This is a genomic window from Larkinella fluvii (genome assembly GCF_051857545.1).
In the GTDB taxonomy this organism is placed as follows: domain Bacteria; phylum Bacteroidota; class Bacteroidia; order Cytophagales; family Spirosomataceae; genus Larkinella.
Genome location: NZ_JBPZHB010000001.1, coordinates 220,516 through 237,494 on the forward strand (window position 1 = coordinate 220,516; position 16,979 = coordinate 237,494).

15 protein-coding genes are annotated in these 16,979 nt (G+C 52.0%); 9 read left to right on the forward strand and 6 right to left on the reverse strand.

Annotation, left to right across the window (positions count from 1 at the left end; translation table 11 throughout):
• Positions 1-56: 56 nt before the first annotated feature.
• From ACS5NO_RS01030 to ACS5NO_RS01045, 4 genes are read right to left on the reverse strand one after another with little or no spacing between them, the layout of a single operon-like run.
• Positions 57-1,517 (reverse strand): M20 family peptidase, encoded by a 1,461-nt coding sequence (locus ACS5NO_RS01030; RefSeq protein WP_439413446.1) that lies wholly within the window; start codon positions 1,515-1,517, stop codon positions 57-59.
• Positions 1,518-1,522: 5 nt separating this feature from the next.
• Positions 1,523-2,863 (reverse strand): DUF58 domain-containing protein, encoded by a 1,341-nt coding sequence (locus tag ACS5NO_RS01035; protein ID WP_439413447.1) that lies wholly within the window; start codon positions 2,861-2,863, stop codon positions 1,523-1,525.
• Positions 2,860-3,834: an AAA family ATPase gene (locus ACS5NO_RS01040; RefSeq protein ID WP_150877006.1), complete on the reverse strand. Its 975-nt coding sequence runs from the start codon at positions 3,832-3,834 to the stop codon at positions 2,860-2,862. The genes ACS5NO_RS01035 and ACS5NO_RS01040 overlap by 4 nt, the downstream gene beginning before the upstream one ends.
• Positions 3,835-3,849: 15 nt before the next feature.
• Entirely contained in the window at positions 3,850-5,034 is a 1,185-nt protein-coding gene (locus ACS5NO_RS01045) for a DUF4350 domain-containing protein (protein WP_439413448.1), read from the reverse strand.
• Between the two features lie 155 nt (positions 5,035-5,189).
• Between ACS5NO_RS01045 and ACS5NO_RS01050 the strand changes: the two genes are divergently transcribed.
• The 7 genes from ACS5NO_RS01050 to ACS5NO_RS01080 all read left to right on the forward strand — a co-directional run bounded on the left by ACS5NO_RS01050 (position 5,190) and on the right by ACS5NO_RS01080 (position 13,300).
• Positions 5,190-5,726: a DUF2911 domain-containing protein gene (locus tag ACS5NO_RS01050; protein WP_150877005.1), complete on the forward strand. Its 537-nt coding sequence runs from the start codon at positions 5,190-5,192 to the stop codon at positions 5,724-5,726.
• 47 nt (positions 5,727-5,773) lie between these two features.
• On the forward strand, positions 5,774-7,729 hold the full coding sequence (locus tag ACS5NO_RS01055; RefSeq protein ID WP_439413449.1) for a M1 family metallopeptidase: 1,956 nt from the start codon (positions 5,774-5,776) through the stop codon (positions 7,727-7,729).
• A 59-nt stretch (positions 7,730-7,788) separates the two neighbouring features.
• Positions 7,789-8,679, forward strand: a complete 891-nt coding sequence (locus tag ACS5NO_RS01060) for a hypothetical protein (protein ID WP_439413450.1) — start codon at positions 7,789-7,791, stop codon at positions 8,677-8,679.
• 101 nt (positions 8,680-8,780) lie between these two features.
• Positions 8,781-10,046: an MFS transporter gene (locus ACS5NO_RS01065; RefSeq protein WP_439413451.1), complete on the forward strand. Its 1,266-nt coding sequence runs from the start codon at positions 8,781-8,783 to the stop codon at positions 10,044-10,046.
• Positions 10,047-10,189: 143 nt separating this feature from the next.
• On the forward strand, positions 10,190-11,419 hold the full coding sequence (locus tag ACS5NO_RS01070) for an MFS transporter (protein ID WP_439413452.1): 1,230 nt from the start codon (positions 10,190-10,192) through the stop codon (positions 11,417-11,419).
• 91 nt (positions 11,420-11,510) lie between these two features.
• On the forward strand, positions 11,511-12,731 hold the full coding sequence (locus tag ACS5NO_RS01075; RefSeq protein WP_439413453.1) for an acyltransferase family protein: 1,221 nt from the start codon (positions 11,511-11,513) through the stop codon (positions 12,729-12,731).
• Positions 12,732-12,874: 143 nt separating this feature from the next.
• Positions 12,875-13,300: a T9SS type A sorting domain-containing protein gene (locus tag ACS5NO_RS01080; RefSeq protein WP_439413454.1), complete on the forward strand. Its 426-nt coding sequence runs from the start codon at positions 12,875-12,877 to the stop codon at positions 13,298-13,300.
• Between the two features lie 20 nt (positions 13,301-13,320).
• On the opposite strand, the gene ACS5NO_RS01085 is transcribed toward ACS5NO_RS01080, so the two are convergent.
• Together ACS5NO_RS01085 and ACS5NO_RS01090 are read right to left on the reverse strand one after the other, a co-directional pair.
• Positions 13,321-14,100 (reverse strand): FecR domain-containing protein, encoded by a 780-nt coding sequence (locus ACS5NO_RS01085; protein ID WP_439413455.1) that lies wholly within the window; start codon positions 14,098-14,100, stop codon positions 13,321-13,323.
• A 109-nt stretch (positions 14,101-14,209) separates the two neighbouring features.
• Entirely contained in the window at positions 14,210-14,752 is a 543-nt protein-coding gene (locus tag ACS5NO_RS01090; protein WP_114406319.1) for an RNA polymerase sigma-70 factor, read from the reverse strand.
• A 430-nt stretch (positions 14,753-15,182) separates the two neighbouring features.
• Here ACS5NO_RS01090 and ACS5NO_RS01095 point away from each other — a divergent pair, with 430 nt between their 5' ends.
• Positions 15,183-15,479 (forward strand): SCP2 sterol-binding domain-containing protein, encoded by a 297-nt coding sequence (locus ACS5NO_RS01095; RefSeq protein ID WP_439413456.1) that lies wholly within the window; start codon positions 15,183-15,185, stop codon positions 15,477-15,479.
• Between the two features lie 45 nt (positions 15,480-15,524).
• Entirely contained in the window at positions 15,525-16,967 is a 1,443-nt protein-coding gene (locus ACS5NO_RS01100) for a Gfo/Idh/MocA family protein (RefSeq protein WP_439413457.1), read from the forward strand.
• Positions 16,968-16,979 lie beyond the last annotated feature (12 nt).

The following is a 16,979-nucleotide window of genomic DNA, read 5'->3' on the forward strand; positions in this document are numbered from 1 at the left end:
TGTAAACTATAAACCTATTATCATAAACCATAAAATAAAAACCCTAAAACCGCCTTTCACGGCTGGCTATTCCGAATCAGCGTGGCGTAGAACCGAATCATGTTCCGGTAGTCTTTCAGGCTAATCCGTTCGTTGGTGCCGTGAACCCGCTGGGTGTCTTCGTCGTTCATGGGCGTGGGCGAAAACCGGTAGATTTGCGGACAAACCCGGGCGTAAAACCGGGAGTCTGTGCCGCCCAGCGTTAAATACGGTGTAACGATGGTTTCGGGATAAACGCCCTTGATGGTGCGGTGAATCCGTTCGAAACCGAGCGCATTCGGATCAGAAACCGGCGAAGGCTGGCTGATGAATTTTTTCAGCACATTGACCTGAATCCGCTCATCGTCAATAACTTCCTTTACGCGTTCGGCAACGGTCTCCACCGTTTCGCCAGGTAGAATCCGGAAGTTAATCGTCGCTGTGGCTTCAATCGGCAGCACGTTGTCTTTCACACCCGCCTGAAAAATGGTGGGCGCGGTGGTAGTCCGGAGCGTCGCATTACCGGAATTCGACTGCGCCATAATGCGGGCGATGAGGGGCGCAAACAACCACTGGTTGGCAAATACGATCCGCTGTCCGAACGGCATTTCGGGACCGATGTACGTAAACATCTGATCCAGGCCCGCGTCCAGGCGCGCCGGAAACGGGTTCTTTTCCAGTTTGCTCACCGCTTCGGCCACAAGCCCGATGCTGGTTTGTTTCGGCGGCATCGACGAATGTCCGCCCTTACTGACGGTCGTCAACTCGATGCTGGCGTAGCCTTTTTCGCCGATTCCGATGAGCGCGACCGGTTTGGGCAGGCCCGGAATACCGTCGGTTTTAATCACACCACCCTCGTCCAGCACGTATTCCAGCGTAATTTTCCGCCGTTCCAGTTCGGCGGCCATGGTTTGGGCACCCCGAAAACCGGTAACTTCTTCGTCCTGTCCGTAGGCTAGCATGATCGTCCGTTCGGGCTGAAAACCGGTAGCGAGCAGTCCTTCCACGGCTTCGAGTTGCGCCATGACGCTGCTTTTGTCGTCCAGCGTGCCCCGGCCATACAGAAAACCGCCTTCCAGCAATCCGTCGAACGGCGGTCGTTTCCACATTTTCTGCGTACCCTGAATGACGGGAACGACGTCGTAATGCCCCGTCAGCAATACCGGTTTCAGCGCCGGATTTTTGCCTTTCCATTCGTACAGTAACCCGTACTGGTTAAACGTCTCCCGTTTGAGCTGGCTATGAATTCGCGGGAAGGATTGCTGGAGCAGGCCGAGGAATTGTTCAAACTGCGTGGTGTCCGTCAGCGACGCATCGGAATAAGAAACCGTCCGCAGCCGCAACGCAGCCACCAGCCGGTTCACGGCCGAATCGCCCACCGCAACGGCGGCTGCGGGCGGAACACCGGTCAGTTGCTTGGAGGAAAAGCGGAGGGTATTGACCAGCAGAACAAGCAGCAGGACAGCCAATCCAATCAGGAGCCAGCGGAGTCGTTTCATTTTTTCTAAATCATGCCCCGGGCTTTCAGTTCCAGGTATTTATTGACGGTGTCGGCGGTCAGGTTCTGCGGGGCGGTCAAAATGGCCTGAATGCCGTATTGTTGTAATTCTTTGACAATGAGTTTTTTCTCGTAATAAAACTTCTCGGCAATGGTTTTCTGGTAGATTTCTTCCGTCGAACTGGCCGGGCTGCTCAATAACGTTTTCAATTCGGTATTTTCAAAAAAAACAACGATCAGCAGGTGGTCTTTGGCCATCCGGCGCAGATACGGTAGTTGCCGACGCAGGGCGTTAACCGTCTCAAAATTAGTAAATAACAGTAATAAACTCCGCTGGCGGATGTGTCGGCGCAGGTTAGTATACAAGGCTTCGTAATCCGATTCCAGAAACCGGGTTTTCTGCCGGTATAACACTTCCAGGATTTTCTGCATGTGGCCCGGCCGTCGCTCGGCGGTTACCAGTTGCCCGATCTGTTCCGAGAACGTCAGCAGCCCGGCGCGGTCCTGTTTGAGCAGGGCGATGTTGCTCAAAACGAGCGTCGCGTTGATGGCATAATCCAGCAAACTGAGTCCTTCAAACGGCGATTTCATGACGCGGCCTTTGTCGATGAGGCAATAGATGGCCTGCGATTTTTCGTCCCGGAAGGCATTCACCATCAGGTCGCTCCGGCGGGCGGTGGCTTTCCAGTTGATGGTCCGGACGTCGTCACCCCGGCTATAGGCCCGCACCTGTTCAAATTCCATGCTGTGTCCGATCCGGCGGACTTTTTTGATGCCTACTTCGCTCAACCGGTTCGAAATGGCCAGCAATTCATACTGTCGCATTTGCAGAAATGACGGAAAAACCGCCACGATCTTGTTCTGCGAAAACTGGTAGCGCCGTTTCAGCAGCCGCAGGGGTGTCATTGCGTAGACGTTCACCGCGCCGAAATGATATTCTCCCCGTTTGGTCGGCCGCAGTTCGTAGCGCAGCGTTTTGGTTTCGTTGGGTTTTAACGTGGCCTTAAACAGCACATCTCGCTTCTGAAACTGGAACGGGATTTCATCGATGATTTCGACCTGTGCCGGAAAGGAATAGCGGTTTTCGAGGTAAAGGGTCACCGGGTTTTCGTCACCGTTCGAGAGCCGGTCGGGGAGTTCGCGTCGCGCAAAAAAAGCCGCCCGTTTAGTTGGGTTTCGGAACAGCAGGATGCCGTCCAGCAGGCAGAGTGCCACCAAAACCGCCAGCAGTAGTTTGACAAACGGGAACAATTCCGGAAAGACGTACGCCAGAATGAACAGCAAAACGAACGCGATCAGCAACAGCCAGACGCGGGTAGAAACGTAGAGCGCGCGGAAAAGGGTCATCGCGGCACCTCAATCTTCTGCACCACCTGACCAATCACTTCATCCGCCGTACCGCCTTCCATTTCGCGTTCGGGGGTGAGCAACACGCGGTGGCGCAACACCGGCGCGGCCAGTTCCTGCACGTCTTCGGGCGTGACGAAATCGCGGCCCCGGAGCGTGGCGAGGGCTTTGGAACTGTTCAGGAGCGCCACCGAAGCCCGGGGCGAGGCACCCAGAAACAGCGATTTGTGCGTGCGTGTACTCTGCACGATCTGAGCAATGTATTCAAACAACTTATCCTCAATGTGAACCCGGTGAACCTGAGCCCGTAACGCCTGCAACTGATCCGCCGTCAGCGACGCCTGAACCGCTTCGACCGCGTCGGCCAGATTCCGGCGTTCGTGGTGGCCTTTCAGGATGTTCACTTCTTCCAGCACGTTGGGATACCCGACGACGACTTTGAACAGAAACCGGTCGAGCTGGGCTTCGGGCAGCCGGTAAGTGCCTTCCTGCTCGACGGGATTCTGCGTGGCCAGCACCAGAAACGGGTCGGCCAGCAGATACGTGATGCCGTCGTTGGTGGCCTGCCGCTCTTCCATGACCTCAAACAAAGCCGCCTGGGTTTTGGCCGGGGCGCGGTTGATTTCGTCGATCAGCACGATGTTGGAGAAAATCGGCCCCCGGCGGTATTCAAAATCGGTGGTTTTGGGGTTGAAAATGGACGTTCCCAAAACGTCGGATGGCATCAGGTCGGGCGTAAACTGAATCCGGCTGAAATCGACCGAAATGGTTTTGGCCAGCAGTTTGGCAATCAGCGTTTTGGCTACACCCGGAACGCCTTCGATCAGCACGTGACCGTCGGCGAGTAAAGCCGTCAGGAGCAGATCGATGGTTTGGTGTTGTCCGACGATGACCTTGCCGATTTCGGCCCGGATGGCATCGACGGCGGTTTTGAGTTCGGTTAAATCTAAGCGGTTTTCGTAGGGAGACATGGTGTGAATTCGCAGTTACGCTTTCGCCTGTACATAAAAATTTTCTATCAACTCGTTCAATCGAATCAAATCGTACTCGCTCATCATCTGCTGTTGCGAAAAAGCAATTTGACGGAACAGGGCCTGAACATCCGGCTCCGAAACGCCACTTTTACGCGCCAGGGCCAGTTTGAATTCTTCATCGGGCATGGCCGTATTCAGCCCGAACTGTTCCCGAACATACGCCAGAAAATATTGAATTTTCTTCTGGGCCAGATTCCCGTGGTCGGCGCGCTGGAAATACAAACGACCCACGTTCTGCACAAACGCCAGCGAGGTATTCTTCAACGGTTCGACCAGCGGAATGATGCGCTGGGTTCGTTTTCCCGCAAAAATAACGTACAGCAGCAAACCTACGACCGTGAGGTAATAGGCCCAGGTCAAGGGTGGCTGCGTCAGAATATACCGCAGGAGCGACTGCTCGTCCTCATCGAAACGCCCCAGTTTCTGATATTCATCCCAGAAGGTCGGCTGGGCGGGCAGATACGACAGGGCTTTGTAAGCATAATCTTCCGTAGACGGATCGAGGAGGTAAAAATTGGTAAACGCCAGCGGCAGGTTGTGGATGAAAAAAGCACCTTTGCCGTATTGAATTTTGAGGAAAATAGGCTCGTTTCGGGCATTTCGGCCCAAAATCGTCGTTTGAGCGGCTTTCGTGGTGACCAGAAAATTCCGCCCATCGTCGTGCCGGAAGTGATAATCGACCCGGTTTTTCAGCGCCGGATTGGTGAAATTCATGCCTAAGGTCGTATCGCGCAGGGTAGGCGTTTTCAGATCGGCGCGAAAACCGAGCCGCATCGCCAGTGAATCCGGGAATTCGTAGGCCGAAATAAAAACCGTATTACCCCGATTGGCATACTCCAGCAGCTTTTTCCGATCAAAACCGCTCAATTTCAACGTATGACAAATGAAGATATAGTTGCTACGGACAGGTAAGGTACTATCCGAGAGGTGGTTGTAAACCGGCAGGCGCAGGCTTTTTACGGGTTGTTGGTTCAGCACGTCCGGCAACAGGTCGAACAACACCCGGGTGCCGAACGGAATTTTGTCCTTGTTCGTGTAGGTGGGATTCCAGTCGATGGGTTTCGGGCGATAAAATTCGAACAGCCCGTACGCCACGATGGTTGTCATCAGAAAGAGAAGGTATTTATTCGGTTTCAAACGGTATGGGTTTATTTCCTGCCACTTGACAAGCGGTTCGCGTGGGCATCCGCACAAATGACATGCCGGTTTATCTGCAAGTTATAATAAGTTAGAAACCCGCAACCAAACAAATTTTCATAACTTTCCTGCTAGCTAAACAAAATTCCTGTTTTATGAAAAAAGTCTTATGGATCGTCGGCGGCCTTGCGGTCTTGGTACTCATCGGTTTTTTTGGCCTGCGGTCGTTTACCAAGTCGTCCAGCCCGGAAGCGGTTGCGACCAGTGACCAGAATGGCGTTCAGGTAAAAGTGGAATATTGCCAGCCGTATAAAAAAGGGCGCAAAATTTTCGGCGGTTTGGTACCCTATGGCGAAGTATGGCGGACGGGCGCAAATGAAGCGACGATCATCACAATCGATCAGAACGTCACCGTGGCCGGGCAACCGCTGGATGAAGGCGAATATTCGCTCTGGACCATCCCGTCGGAAGGCAGTTGGATGGTTATTTTCAACCGGGAAACCGGGCAGTGGGGAACCAGTTACGACCAGACCAAAGATGTTTTGCGGGTGCCGGTGGCGGCCCGGAAACGGAATGCGGTGGCCGAACAGTTCTACATCAGTTTTGCGCCCCAGGCGGGCGGGAGCGACATGCTGCTGGCTTGGGATCAAACCGAGGCCATTGTGCCGATTCGGCTCCGCGAAAATCAGTAGAGAGCGGGTTGAATGGTCAATTCGTTGAAACCGGATTCAAACGGGGCATGAACTATTTTGTAATCGTTGTCAGTATTTTCTGGTTTGGCCGGAGTGTGTACGCGCAGAAAACCGTTTCTGCGGTGCCACTCAGTCCGCGAATTGCGAATTACCAGATTCAGGTCGAGCTCAACACGGCAACGAAGCGGCTGGAGGGCAAAGAGACGCTGGTCTGGAAAAACCCGTCGAACGAATTCGTTCGTGACCTGCAGTTTCATTTGTACCTGAATGCCTTCCGGAACCTGCAATCCACCTTCATGCGGGAATCGGGGGGGCAGTTGCGGGGTGAATTTATCGATAAAAACGACCCGGAAGCATTTGGATACATCGATATTGTGTCGATCAAAACCCGCGCCGACGCGTCGGGCGAAGCCGAAAATGAAAATCTGACGGGTAACTACCGGTTTATCCAGCCCGACGACGCCAATGCCGACGACAAAACCGTGATCCGCGTACCGCTTCGCAAACCGGTTGCACCCGGCGAGAGCATTACGCTCGACATTGCGTTTCGGGCCAAATTGCCTAAAATTTTTGCCCGCACCGGCTACAGCCGCGATTTTTTCCTGATCGGGCAGTGGTTTCCCAAGATCGGGGTGTATGAACCGGCCGGAACCCGCTACGCCACACAAGGCCAATGGAATTGCCATCAATTTCACGCCCATTCGGAGTTCTACGCCGATTTTGGGGTCTACGACGTTGCCATGACCACACCGGCATCCTTCCGCGTTGGTGCGACCGGTCAGTTGAAAAGTGAGCGACGAAATCCGGATGGGACCAAAACCCAGCGTTGGTACGCCGAAGATGTGGTCGATTTTGCCTGGACGGCTTCCCCGGATTTTGAAGTGTTCGACGACCGCTGGCGGCACGTTTCGATTCGCGCCCTGATGCAGCCCGAACACGCCGGCCAAGCAAAGCGGCACATTGATGCGGCCAAGGTTGCGCTCGCCTATTTCGATACACACCTGGGGCGCTATCCATTTGCCACGCTCACCATCGTGGACCCGCCCGTGTGGGCGCTGGGCGCGTCGGGAATGGAATACCCCACCTTCATTACGGCCGGAACAAGCTGGGGAATGCCCGCCGGGATGCGGCTACCGGAGCAGGTAACCATCCATGAGTTTGGTCATCAGTACTTTATGCAACTGCTGGCGACCAACGAATTTGAGGAAGCCTGGATGGACGAGGGCTTCAACCAGTATTACGAAGGCCGGATCATGGACGAAACCTACGGCCCGAAATCGTCGGTCATCGATCTGTTCGGCTACCAGATGGGCAATCTGGAATTGTCGCGCACCTCCTATGTTCACCTCGACCATCCGGCGATTGCCCCTTCGTTTGGCAATGTCTGGCAACTGCCCGACGACTATTACGGCGAACTGACCTACTTCAAACCCGCCACCTGGATGCGGACGCTCGACGGGCTGGTGGGCCGCCCGGTGATGGACGAAATCATGCGGACGTATTTTAACCGGTGGCAATTCAAACACCCCAATGCCGACAACTTCATCGCCATCGTGAATGAGGTCGTTCAGAAGCGGCTGGACAACCGGTTCGGGCCGGATATGAGCTGGTTTTTCGATCAGGTACTCTACGGCAACCAGGTTTGTGACTACGAATTGCACGCCGTACGCAGCACGAAGCAGGGAAGTTCGTACCGATCCGCCATTACGGTATACCGAAAAGGCGACGCGCAATTGCCGGTGGAGGTTTTGGTGCATTTCGAGAACGGAAAAGAAGAACTTCTCCATTGGGACGGCAAGGCCCGCTCTCACACCTTTACGGTAACGAAGACGACCCGCGCCGACTGGGCGAAAGTCGATCCGCAGCAGAAGATCTACATTGATACCAACCTGAACAACAACAGCTTTACGACCCGTCCACCCGCCAGCCCGGCCGCTAAATATGCTGCAAAACTGATGTTTTGGGCGCAGAACTGGATGCAGTGGCTGGCATGGCTGGTTTGATTTTAACACGGACTAATGAACGCGACCCTAGTCTTTTTATGTATAGTTATTGAACCGAAATGGTGATTTTTAGTGCCTTACACGTCGTCGTTCGTTCGTGGCGTATGGTTTTGTGGGTGTATTTTGTTCATTTTGTGGTGGGCTTGCTGGTCTTACTCCCGGCCTATGCGACGCTCCGAAATGAAGCCGGTTCTTCCCTGGCATATTTGAAATTACTGAATAGCTTTGATTATACGGTTTACAGCGATTTCATGCAAAACAGCGAATCGGCTATCGGTCCGTTGCTGGCTGTCGGGAGTTGGCTGGGCGTTTTGTATCTGATCCTGAGCGTGTTTTTTTCGGGCGGTATGCTGCTGTATGTATCACCCTCGGCCGAACACCTTCGGCAGGCGTTCCGGCTGAGCTGGTTTTTATCGGCCAGTGTTGAATGCTTCGGGCGGTTTTTTCGGTTATTTCTCGGCATCGCCGGCATCCTGCTGGCGTTGGCTTTTGTCGGTATGTTTTTCGCCGGCTTGCTGGCCTACAGCCTGAGCGATCTGCTGAATGAGCAAAGTATGATTCATCTTCTGATGGCCTGCTTTTTTGTATTTGCCTTCTTCGCGTTGCTGGTGCTTTGCCTGGGAGATTACGCCAGAATTCTGCTTTTTCGTCAGGATGACACCCGGGTATTTCTGGCGTTCAGTCAGGCATTGCGGGTTGTTTTGGCTCATTTCCGAACAATTTTTGGTTATTATCTGCTCCTGATGAGTATAGGAGCGGGTTGTTTTGCTATCTACTTCCTGATCGAGTCCTGGATTGTCACCAGCGGCTGGCTCCCGATTATCCTGCTGTTCATGGTTCAGCAACTCTTCATTTTTTCAAGAGTCGCCCTGAAAGTTTGGACCCTGGCAACCGCCATGCAGGTGATCGTCCACCGTGAAGCGCAACCGACTCCGTATCAACCGATTTAAACCACCGGTCTGGCACTACCTTTGCGGATAAGTTGGTCAAATGTGGCTAAATCGGTAACTTGCCATTCATTCTATTTTCCTAACATCCTTTTACCAAACGAATGCATTCTACAGTTCCTCCCCCGCCAAAGGTATCGTACAAATCCCTTTTTGGCCTTCCGGTCATTGTCGCTGCACTGGGCTACTTTGTCGACATTTACGATTTGTTACTATTTGGCATTGTCCGCGTTCCGAGCCTCAAAGATCTGGGGTTGAACGACGAGCAGATTTCCCGCGTTGGGGCCAACATTCTGAACTGGCAAATGGGCGGGTTGCTCATCGGCGGTATTCTCTGGGGCGTTCTGGGCGACAAACGCGGACGGCTTTCGGTATTATTTGGGTCCATTATTACCTATTCACTTGCCAACATCGCCTGCGGTTTCATCGATCGTGTCACGTTTATGGACCCGACCGATTATTACGCGGCTATGCGGTTTGTGGCGGGTGTCGGGCTGGCCGGCGAACTGGGCGCGGGCATCACGCTCGTTTCCGAAGTCCTGCCCAAACAATTGCGCGCCATCGGCACCTCGCTGGTGGCCGGGGTTGGGTTGTTCGGTGCGGTCGTCGCGTATTTCACCGTCGAGCTGTTCAACTGGCAAAATGCGTTTCTGATCGGTGGGGCCATGGGAATCGGTCTGCTTCTGCTCCGGATCGGAGTCATCGAGTCCGGTATGTTTACGCAGGTTTCTGAACAGAAACACGTTCAGAAAGGCAATTTCTTCGCATTTTTTACCAACTGGGAGCGGTTTTCGAAATATATGAAATGCATCGGCATCGGTCTGCCAACCTGGTTTGTAATCGGTATTCTCGCCACGTTCAGCAACGAGTTTGGTCTGGCATTTGGCATCGCCGAACCGGTTAAACCGGGTCTGACCATCATGTGGTGTTACATTGGCCTGGCCATTGGTGACCTGGCGAGTGGTGTCATCAGTCAGGGCCTCAAATCGCGCAAGCAGGCGGTTTCACTGTTGATGGGCTTTACCTTGGTTGTCAGTCTGATTTACGTGTATGTGGCACCCAAAACCGTCATGGGACTCTACATGTATTTTCTGGCGATGGGCTTCGGCATCGGCTACTGGGCCATGTTTGTCACCATCGGCGCCGAACAATTTGGAACGAATCTCCGGGCCACTGCCGCCACCACCGTGCCGAACATGGTACGCGGAACGGTTATTCTGATGACCAGCCTGTACGCGTATCTCAAACCGTCACTCGACATCGTCAATGCGGGTGTCGCCGTTGGAATCATCAGCTTTGCGATCGGCTTTTATTCCATCCTCACCATTCCCGAAACGCACGGGAAAGATCTTAATTACCTGGAGGAGTAAGGGACAAGTTGTTAACAATGATGAATGTAAAATGATGAACGCTAAATGTAAAAGTAGGCAGGGTGCTTCTGAACCCCTTTTACATTTGGCGTTCATCATTTTACATTTATCATTCTTTTAAAATTAACTCATTCTCCTTTGGCATGACTTCTTCCTCGCCTTCCGTAACCTACCGCCCGCTGTTTACGTTGCCGGTTATTGTGGCCGCTTTGGGCTATTTCGTGGATGTCTACGATCTGTTGCTGTTCAACATCGTTCGCGTACCGAGTCTGAAAGATTTGGGGCTCGACGAAAAACAGGTGTCGGTCATCGGGGGAACGGTTTTGAACTGGCAGCAGGCCGGGTTGTTGCTGGGCGGTGTTTTCTGGGGTATTCTGGGCGATAAGCGGGGGCGGCTTTCGGTGCTCTTCGGGTCCATCATTACCTATTCACTCGCCAACATTGCCTGCGGTTTTGTGCAGGACGCGGATACGTATGCGGTTTTGCGTTTTGTGGCCGGGCTGGGGCTGGCCGGCGAACTGGGTGCGGGTATTACGCTCGTGTCCGAAATCCTGCCGAAAGAACTCCGGGGCTACGGCACCTCGCTGATCGCGGGTGTGGGCCTGTTTGGGGCCGTGGTGGCATATTTCACCGTCGTGCTGTTCGACTGGCGGACAACGTATTTCATCGGGGGGGGCCTGGGCCTGCTGTTGTTGCTGTTGCGCGTGTCGGTTTTCGAGTCGGGTATGTTTCTCAAAATCAAGGAGCAAACTGTCCGGCGTGGCAATTTCTGGTCGCTATTCTCCAACCAAAAACGCTTTCTGACCTACCTGCGGTGTATGGGGCTGGCCGTTCCGACCTACTTTGTAATCGGCATTCTGGCCACCTTCAGCAACGAGTTCGGGAAAGCCCTGGGCATTCCCATCGCTCCGGGCCGAACCGTCATGTTTACGTATATCGGTATGGCGGTAGGCGATTTGATCAGTGGGGCATTGAGCCAGTGGTTTCGGTCCCGCCGACGGGCTATTGGGGCGTTGATGACGATGAATCTGGTGTTCGTGGGCATTTATCTTTTTGGCGGTATTTCGTCCGCCCCGCTGTTTTATGCCGTTTGCATAGGACTGGGTTTCTCGATTGGCTACATCGCCCTATTTTTAACCGTTTCGGCCGAACATTTTGGTACCAACCTGCGCGCCACCGCTACGACCTCCATTGCAAACAACGTCCGGGCTACAACGTTGTTAACCATTCCACTCTTTCAAATGCTCAAACTTTCGGTTGGCGTGATCGGTGCAGCCGCCCTGGTTGGGTTGCTTTGTTTTATCATTAGTTTCTGGTCTTTATTAACATTAGATGAAACATATGGTAAGGATTTAAACTACATTGAAGATTAATACCGTCGCATTCTATAAATTATCCATATAAATAATATATTTACGATTAACTGGATTATCTATGTAATATACGCTCTACTCTGTCCTCTGTATGCTTCCTGTTAAGACCGATTCCGTTTACTTCAAGGGGTTTAATGGTATTCGTTTTATTGCTGCTTCTGCTGTCATTATTCATCATATTGAAGAATATAAATCGATTTTTTTTCTTCGCATCGATAATTTAAATGACAGGCCTGTCATTTACCAACTTGGTAAATTTGGCGTCGCGTTATTCTTTGTTCTGAGTGGTTTTTTAATTACCTATTTATTGCTGGCTGAAAAGCAGAAAACCGGCACGGTCGATATCGCAAAATTTTACATTCGACGGATGCTTCGCATTTGGCCGCTGTATTTCCTGATCGTTCTGCTCAGCTTCTTCGTCTTCCCCACGATCGGCCTTCTTCAAATGCCAATCTGGTCAGAAACCACGTTCCATCACTTTTACGAGAAATTAACGCTCTATATGCTCGTGCTGCCCAACCTCGTCGTGGGACTTTATGAGCCCATGCCACTCTCCGGACACGTCTGGTCAATCGGAGTTGAAGAGCAGTTTTATTTGTTCTGGCCCTGGCTAGTATTGAGCCGTCATTTGAAAAGAACATTGGTTATAATCGGAGCGATCGGCCTGGTTTTGGCAGGCATTTTTTTCTATTATCGGTTCGTTCTTAATCCGTATCACATTGCCAAAGAACAAACCCATCCGGCTTTATTTTTTGTATCAATGTTCATGGCACAATTTAGAATTGGCTGCATGGCCATTGGTGGATTAGGCGCTTATTTAGTTTTTAAAAATCACCCGGTTTTAGAAATTTTACATCGAAAATCAGTTCAGATTATCATGTATTTATTCCTGATTGCTTTTATAGCAACCGGTTTCCGGGTGCCGGGAATTAATTATGAATTTTACGCGGTATTTTTTTGTTTTTTGTTGATCAATCTGGCGTCTAATCCGCAATCCATTGTGCAGTTTGAAAATCCGTTGATGAAGTTCATGGGAAGCATTTCGTACGGACTATACATCTATCATCCGGTTGCGATTACCCTGGTGCTTAATTTGCTTGCCGGTCGACGTGCCAACCCCGGGCTCCTCCATTCTTTCCTGTTCAATTTACAGGCGTATGCATTGATAATCTTGCTCACGATTCTGTTATCGTACCTTTCCTATACCTACTTTGAGAAACCTTTCCTGCGTTTGAAAGACCGGTTTGTGGTGGGGGCTTCCACAAATCGTCGTGCGACGGTTTCAACCTTTGAAGTGCCGGTAATCAAGTAAGCTCCGGGCCTTTTCGGCAGTTCTTCCCGATTTACAACCACTCATCCTTTTTTTCTGCCGTTTTTCCCGGCCGTCGGTGCCGGTCTGTGTGTGGTGTTGTCTTTGGTCTGCAATTGAACAGTAAGCAACAAATACGAACACACATGAAAAAACTCATTCGCCCCCTTGGTGCCCTTCTGCTGGGTGCCTTTCTCCTGGTCGGCCCATCCTCCTTCGCTCAAACTACTACTGAAGACAAGCCCTTTTTAGCTGCCACCTATCCGTCGGCTAACCCGCTGAAGTTGTGGGTAACTATCCAAAAGAATGATCCCAAAAGTAAAATTATTGTTCGGTTACGTGATCAGAACAACCGGGTCCTCTTTGCAGAAACCATGCCACGGAATCTGGATAAATACCGTCAGCGGTTTGACATGAGTGAAATGGCCGACGGAGCTTATACTTTCCAGATCACCAATGGCGATGAAACGATTGAAAAAGCTTTTCAATTAAAGTCGTCCGGAATTCAGCAGCGTTCAACGCAACGGCTGCTGACGGTCGTGCCGGTTGTGGAGCCGCAAACGGGAATGTAGATCATTTATTCGGTATTCACTCATTCAGGCTGTGCCCAGGAGGTGTAGGTCAGCGGATTAACCTGGCGTCTGATCAGTTGGGTTGATTTCTCATCGTACTCGGCCATACCGCCCCGTTGCAGGGCATATTTCTTCATTTCGCCCAACATGCCTGAATAGTGAATGACGAAGTTAGCCAGGCCTTGTTCCACCACGACCCGCACTTTTTTGTCTTTTCGGGCTACGAAAATCCGGGCTTTTTGTGCTTCGGTTACCACGTGGTCGGCAGTATGAATTAGCAAACGGAAACCGATGGGCTGCTCTGCCACATCAACAACCGCTTCGCCATCGAGCCAGATGCTGCGGTTTGGGCCTGACCAGTCGGAGGAAACCGTTAAGGTGGAGTTTTTATTGAGGACGACGGACGAATGATCCGTTAATTCCACCCGCATGGATTGATCGGCTCCGGACTGGTAGATGACGTCGGCGGGTAACTGGGCCTCCCGGAGGAACCGGATGCCAAGTCCAAAAGCAATAATGCAACCAATCCAGATTGCAATGCGGGCAATCTGGCGCCATACCGTACGGTATAGAGGAGGCTCGGATTCCGTGGGCAGGTCTTTGGTTTGCCGGGCAATACCCATCCACATCTGCTGCCAGTCGGGCGATTCGACCCCGGAAACCGACGGATTGCTCCATTGTTTCCGCATCAATCCGCGTAAGCGTGATTCGTTGTCCGGGTTCTGCAACCAGCCAATGACCCACTGCTCTTCCTCAGGGCTGCATTCATTCCGGACGTATTTAACCAGCAATTCCTCCATTCTAATGATAGAATGAGTGAATGAGCGAATGATAGAATGACCGGGCCGCCGGAGCGGTGAATAAAAAGCAGGATCTTTGATCTATTCACTCATTCACTCATTCACTCATTTAATAGGTATGTCTTTGAAAATAACTGCCCAGTGTGTCGTAAGCCTGGGCCAGATGATCTTCGATCGTTCGGGTGGAGAGGTTCATGCGATCCGCGATTTGCTGCGACGTATATCCCTCGTGACGGCTGAGCAAGTAGATTTCACGCCGACGTGGGGGAAGCTGCCCAACGGCCTGTTGATACAGCAATTCCAGTTCCTGATACAGCACCTGCTCCTCGGTATCGGTGCCGGACTGCGTGGTCAACCGCTGGAGAATTTCCTGCGGCTGGCACTGGCTGTGCCGTTCGCGAAAAGCCGAAAGCACCAGCCCGTAAGTCATGGTAAACAAATAACCGTTCAGGGGGATGTCTTCATCAAGCGTACTGCGTCGTTCCCACAGCGTGGTAAAGACGTCTCGCACGATCTGTTGAGCGGTTTCCGGTGATTTTAGAAAGCTTACTGTAAAATAATAAATCCGTTGAACATACCGATCGTAGACCCGCCTGAAGGCTGTTGGGTCGGCGTTCCGCAGTTGTCGGAGAAGGGTTTGTTCAGCTTGCATCCTAATACACGTTTTTTATAGCAGCCTGATTTTTCTTAGTTATCAGACGCAGAACTCCACTGGTTCGTCAACAAACTCCGAATGCTCTGGTCACGAATTTGCGCTCTGGCGTTAGTGAGAATCTCCCGGCAGACCAAAGTAGTACCTGCCATCGGTGAAAACACGGGGAGGTGATTATCTATTTTGATCGGACAGATTGAGAGGGTAAAGATACACAGAATTGTCAGAATTGCAGAAAATGGGTTTACCGTTAAATAAACCGTGGCTGTGGAGAGTCCTTCCATCAGTGCAGAGAAATTCAGATTCGTTCAGGGCGTGATTAACTGGTTTGAACTTACTAAAAATTTCGGTATTGTTTCTACTTTTACCGAAAAAACCGCCTAGTTTTAGCGGTTTTTGTCCTATTTCGAGTCACAAACGAACCACACGCATGAATTTACAGGAATTTACGAATCAGATCCGGCAACGCCTTGGTACCGACAGCGGATTAGATGCTACCGTTAAACTGGCTACTGATCAGGGGGTTATCTACATCGACGGGCGGCAGGTGCCAGCCGTTGTTTCCAACGAAGACACCGACGCGGATTGCACGATCAAGGTGTCACTGAGTGATTTGCAAAAATTAGGCACCGGCGATCTGAACCCCATGACCGCGTTTATGTTTGGTAAACTCAAGGTCCAGGGCGATATGGGTCTGGCCATGAAAATTGGTCAAAAACTGAGCTAACGGCTCGCTCGTTCTCCGTATTTCACTCTCTAAACCTGGACCCGTATGAAATTTGCCTCCCTTTCCCGCCGGAAATTCATTCAGGGTAGTGCCCTGGCTGCCGCCGGTTTTACGATTGTACCCCGTCACGTGCTGGGTGGTTCCGGCTTTACGGCCCCCAGCGATAAGCTCAACATCGCGGCCGTGGGTTGCGGTGGTAAAGCGGATGTAAACATTCGGATGGCCTATAACAACGGCTCGGACAACATGGTCGCGCTGTGTGATGTCGACGACCGGCAGGCAAAGAAGTTCCGCGCCCAGTTTCCCAAGGCCCCGTATTTTAAAGATTACCGCCAATTATTCGACAAGGAAGCGAAGAATTTCGAAGCAGTGATTATCTCGACACCCGACCACATGCACGCGCCGATTGCGATGGCGGCCATGCAGTTGGGCAAACACGTTTACTGCGAAAAACCGCTGACGCACGATATTTACGAAGCCCGGATGCTGACCGAAGCGGCCCGGAAATACAAGGTCGTGACGCAAATGGGCAATCAGGGCAGTAGTGGTGACGATACGCGCAAAATAGAAACCTGGATTCAGAAAGGGGTTATTGGACACGTTCATACCGTCAACTGCTGGACCAACCGTCCGGTATGGCCACAGGGCGTTCGGTCGCCGAAAGACAAAGGTGAGTCGCAGCCAATTCCGTCGGAGGTCGACTGGGATTTGTGGCTCGGCACGGCTCCTGCGCGCGACTACCACGAAGCCTACATGCCGACCCGCTGGCGGGGCTATTGGGACTTCGGTACGGGCGCACTCGGCGACATGGGTTGCCACTTCATGGATGTGCCGTTCCGGGCATTGAAACTGAAATACCCGACTTCGGTGGAGTGCAGCGTGGGCTCGGTCTATTCCGACTTCTTCAAAGAAGCGTTTTACGACGATGTCTGCCCACCTTCATCGGCGATTCACCTGACCTTTCCGTCGGACGACAGGAAGGTGAAAGAAATCAAGTTTTCGTGGTATGACGGCGGTATTCGCCCACAAGTACCGGACGGTATTCCGTACGAAAAAGTATTTACGAACATCGACGGCGGCATAATGTTCATCGGCAGCAAAGGCATTCTGGTTGCCGAGCTGTTTGGGAACAATCCGCGTTTGTTTCCGGAAGAAAAATTTGGGGATAAAAAAATGCCGGATGCCGAAAAACCGCTGGTCGAGGGCAAAACCGACGGCCATCAGCAGCAGTGGGTCAAAGCCTGCAAGCAGGGCTACGGGGCCTATACGAGCTCATCATTCGATGAATCCGGTCCGCTAACCGAAACCGTCCTGATGGGGAATCTGGCCACGCGTAGTTATTTGTACCGGGAACCGAAAACCGGTGGAGGCTTCACTTTTCCGGGTCGCAAGAAGCTTTTTTGGGACGGCGTAAACATGAAAATCACCAACTTCGATTACGCCAACCAGTTTGTGAAACGGCAATACCGGGGTAATTATTCGTTGTAACACCCTGACAGG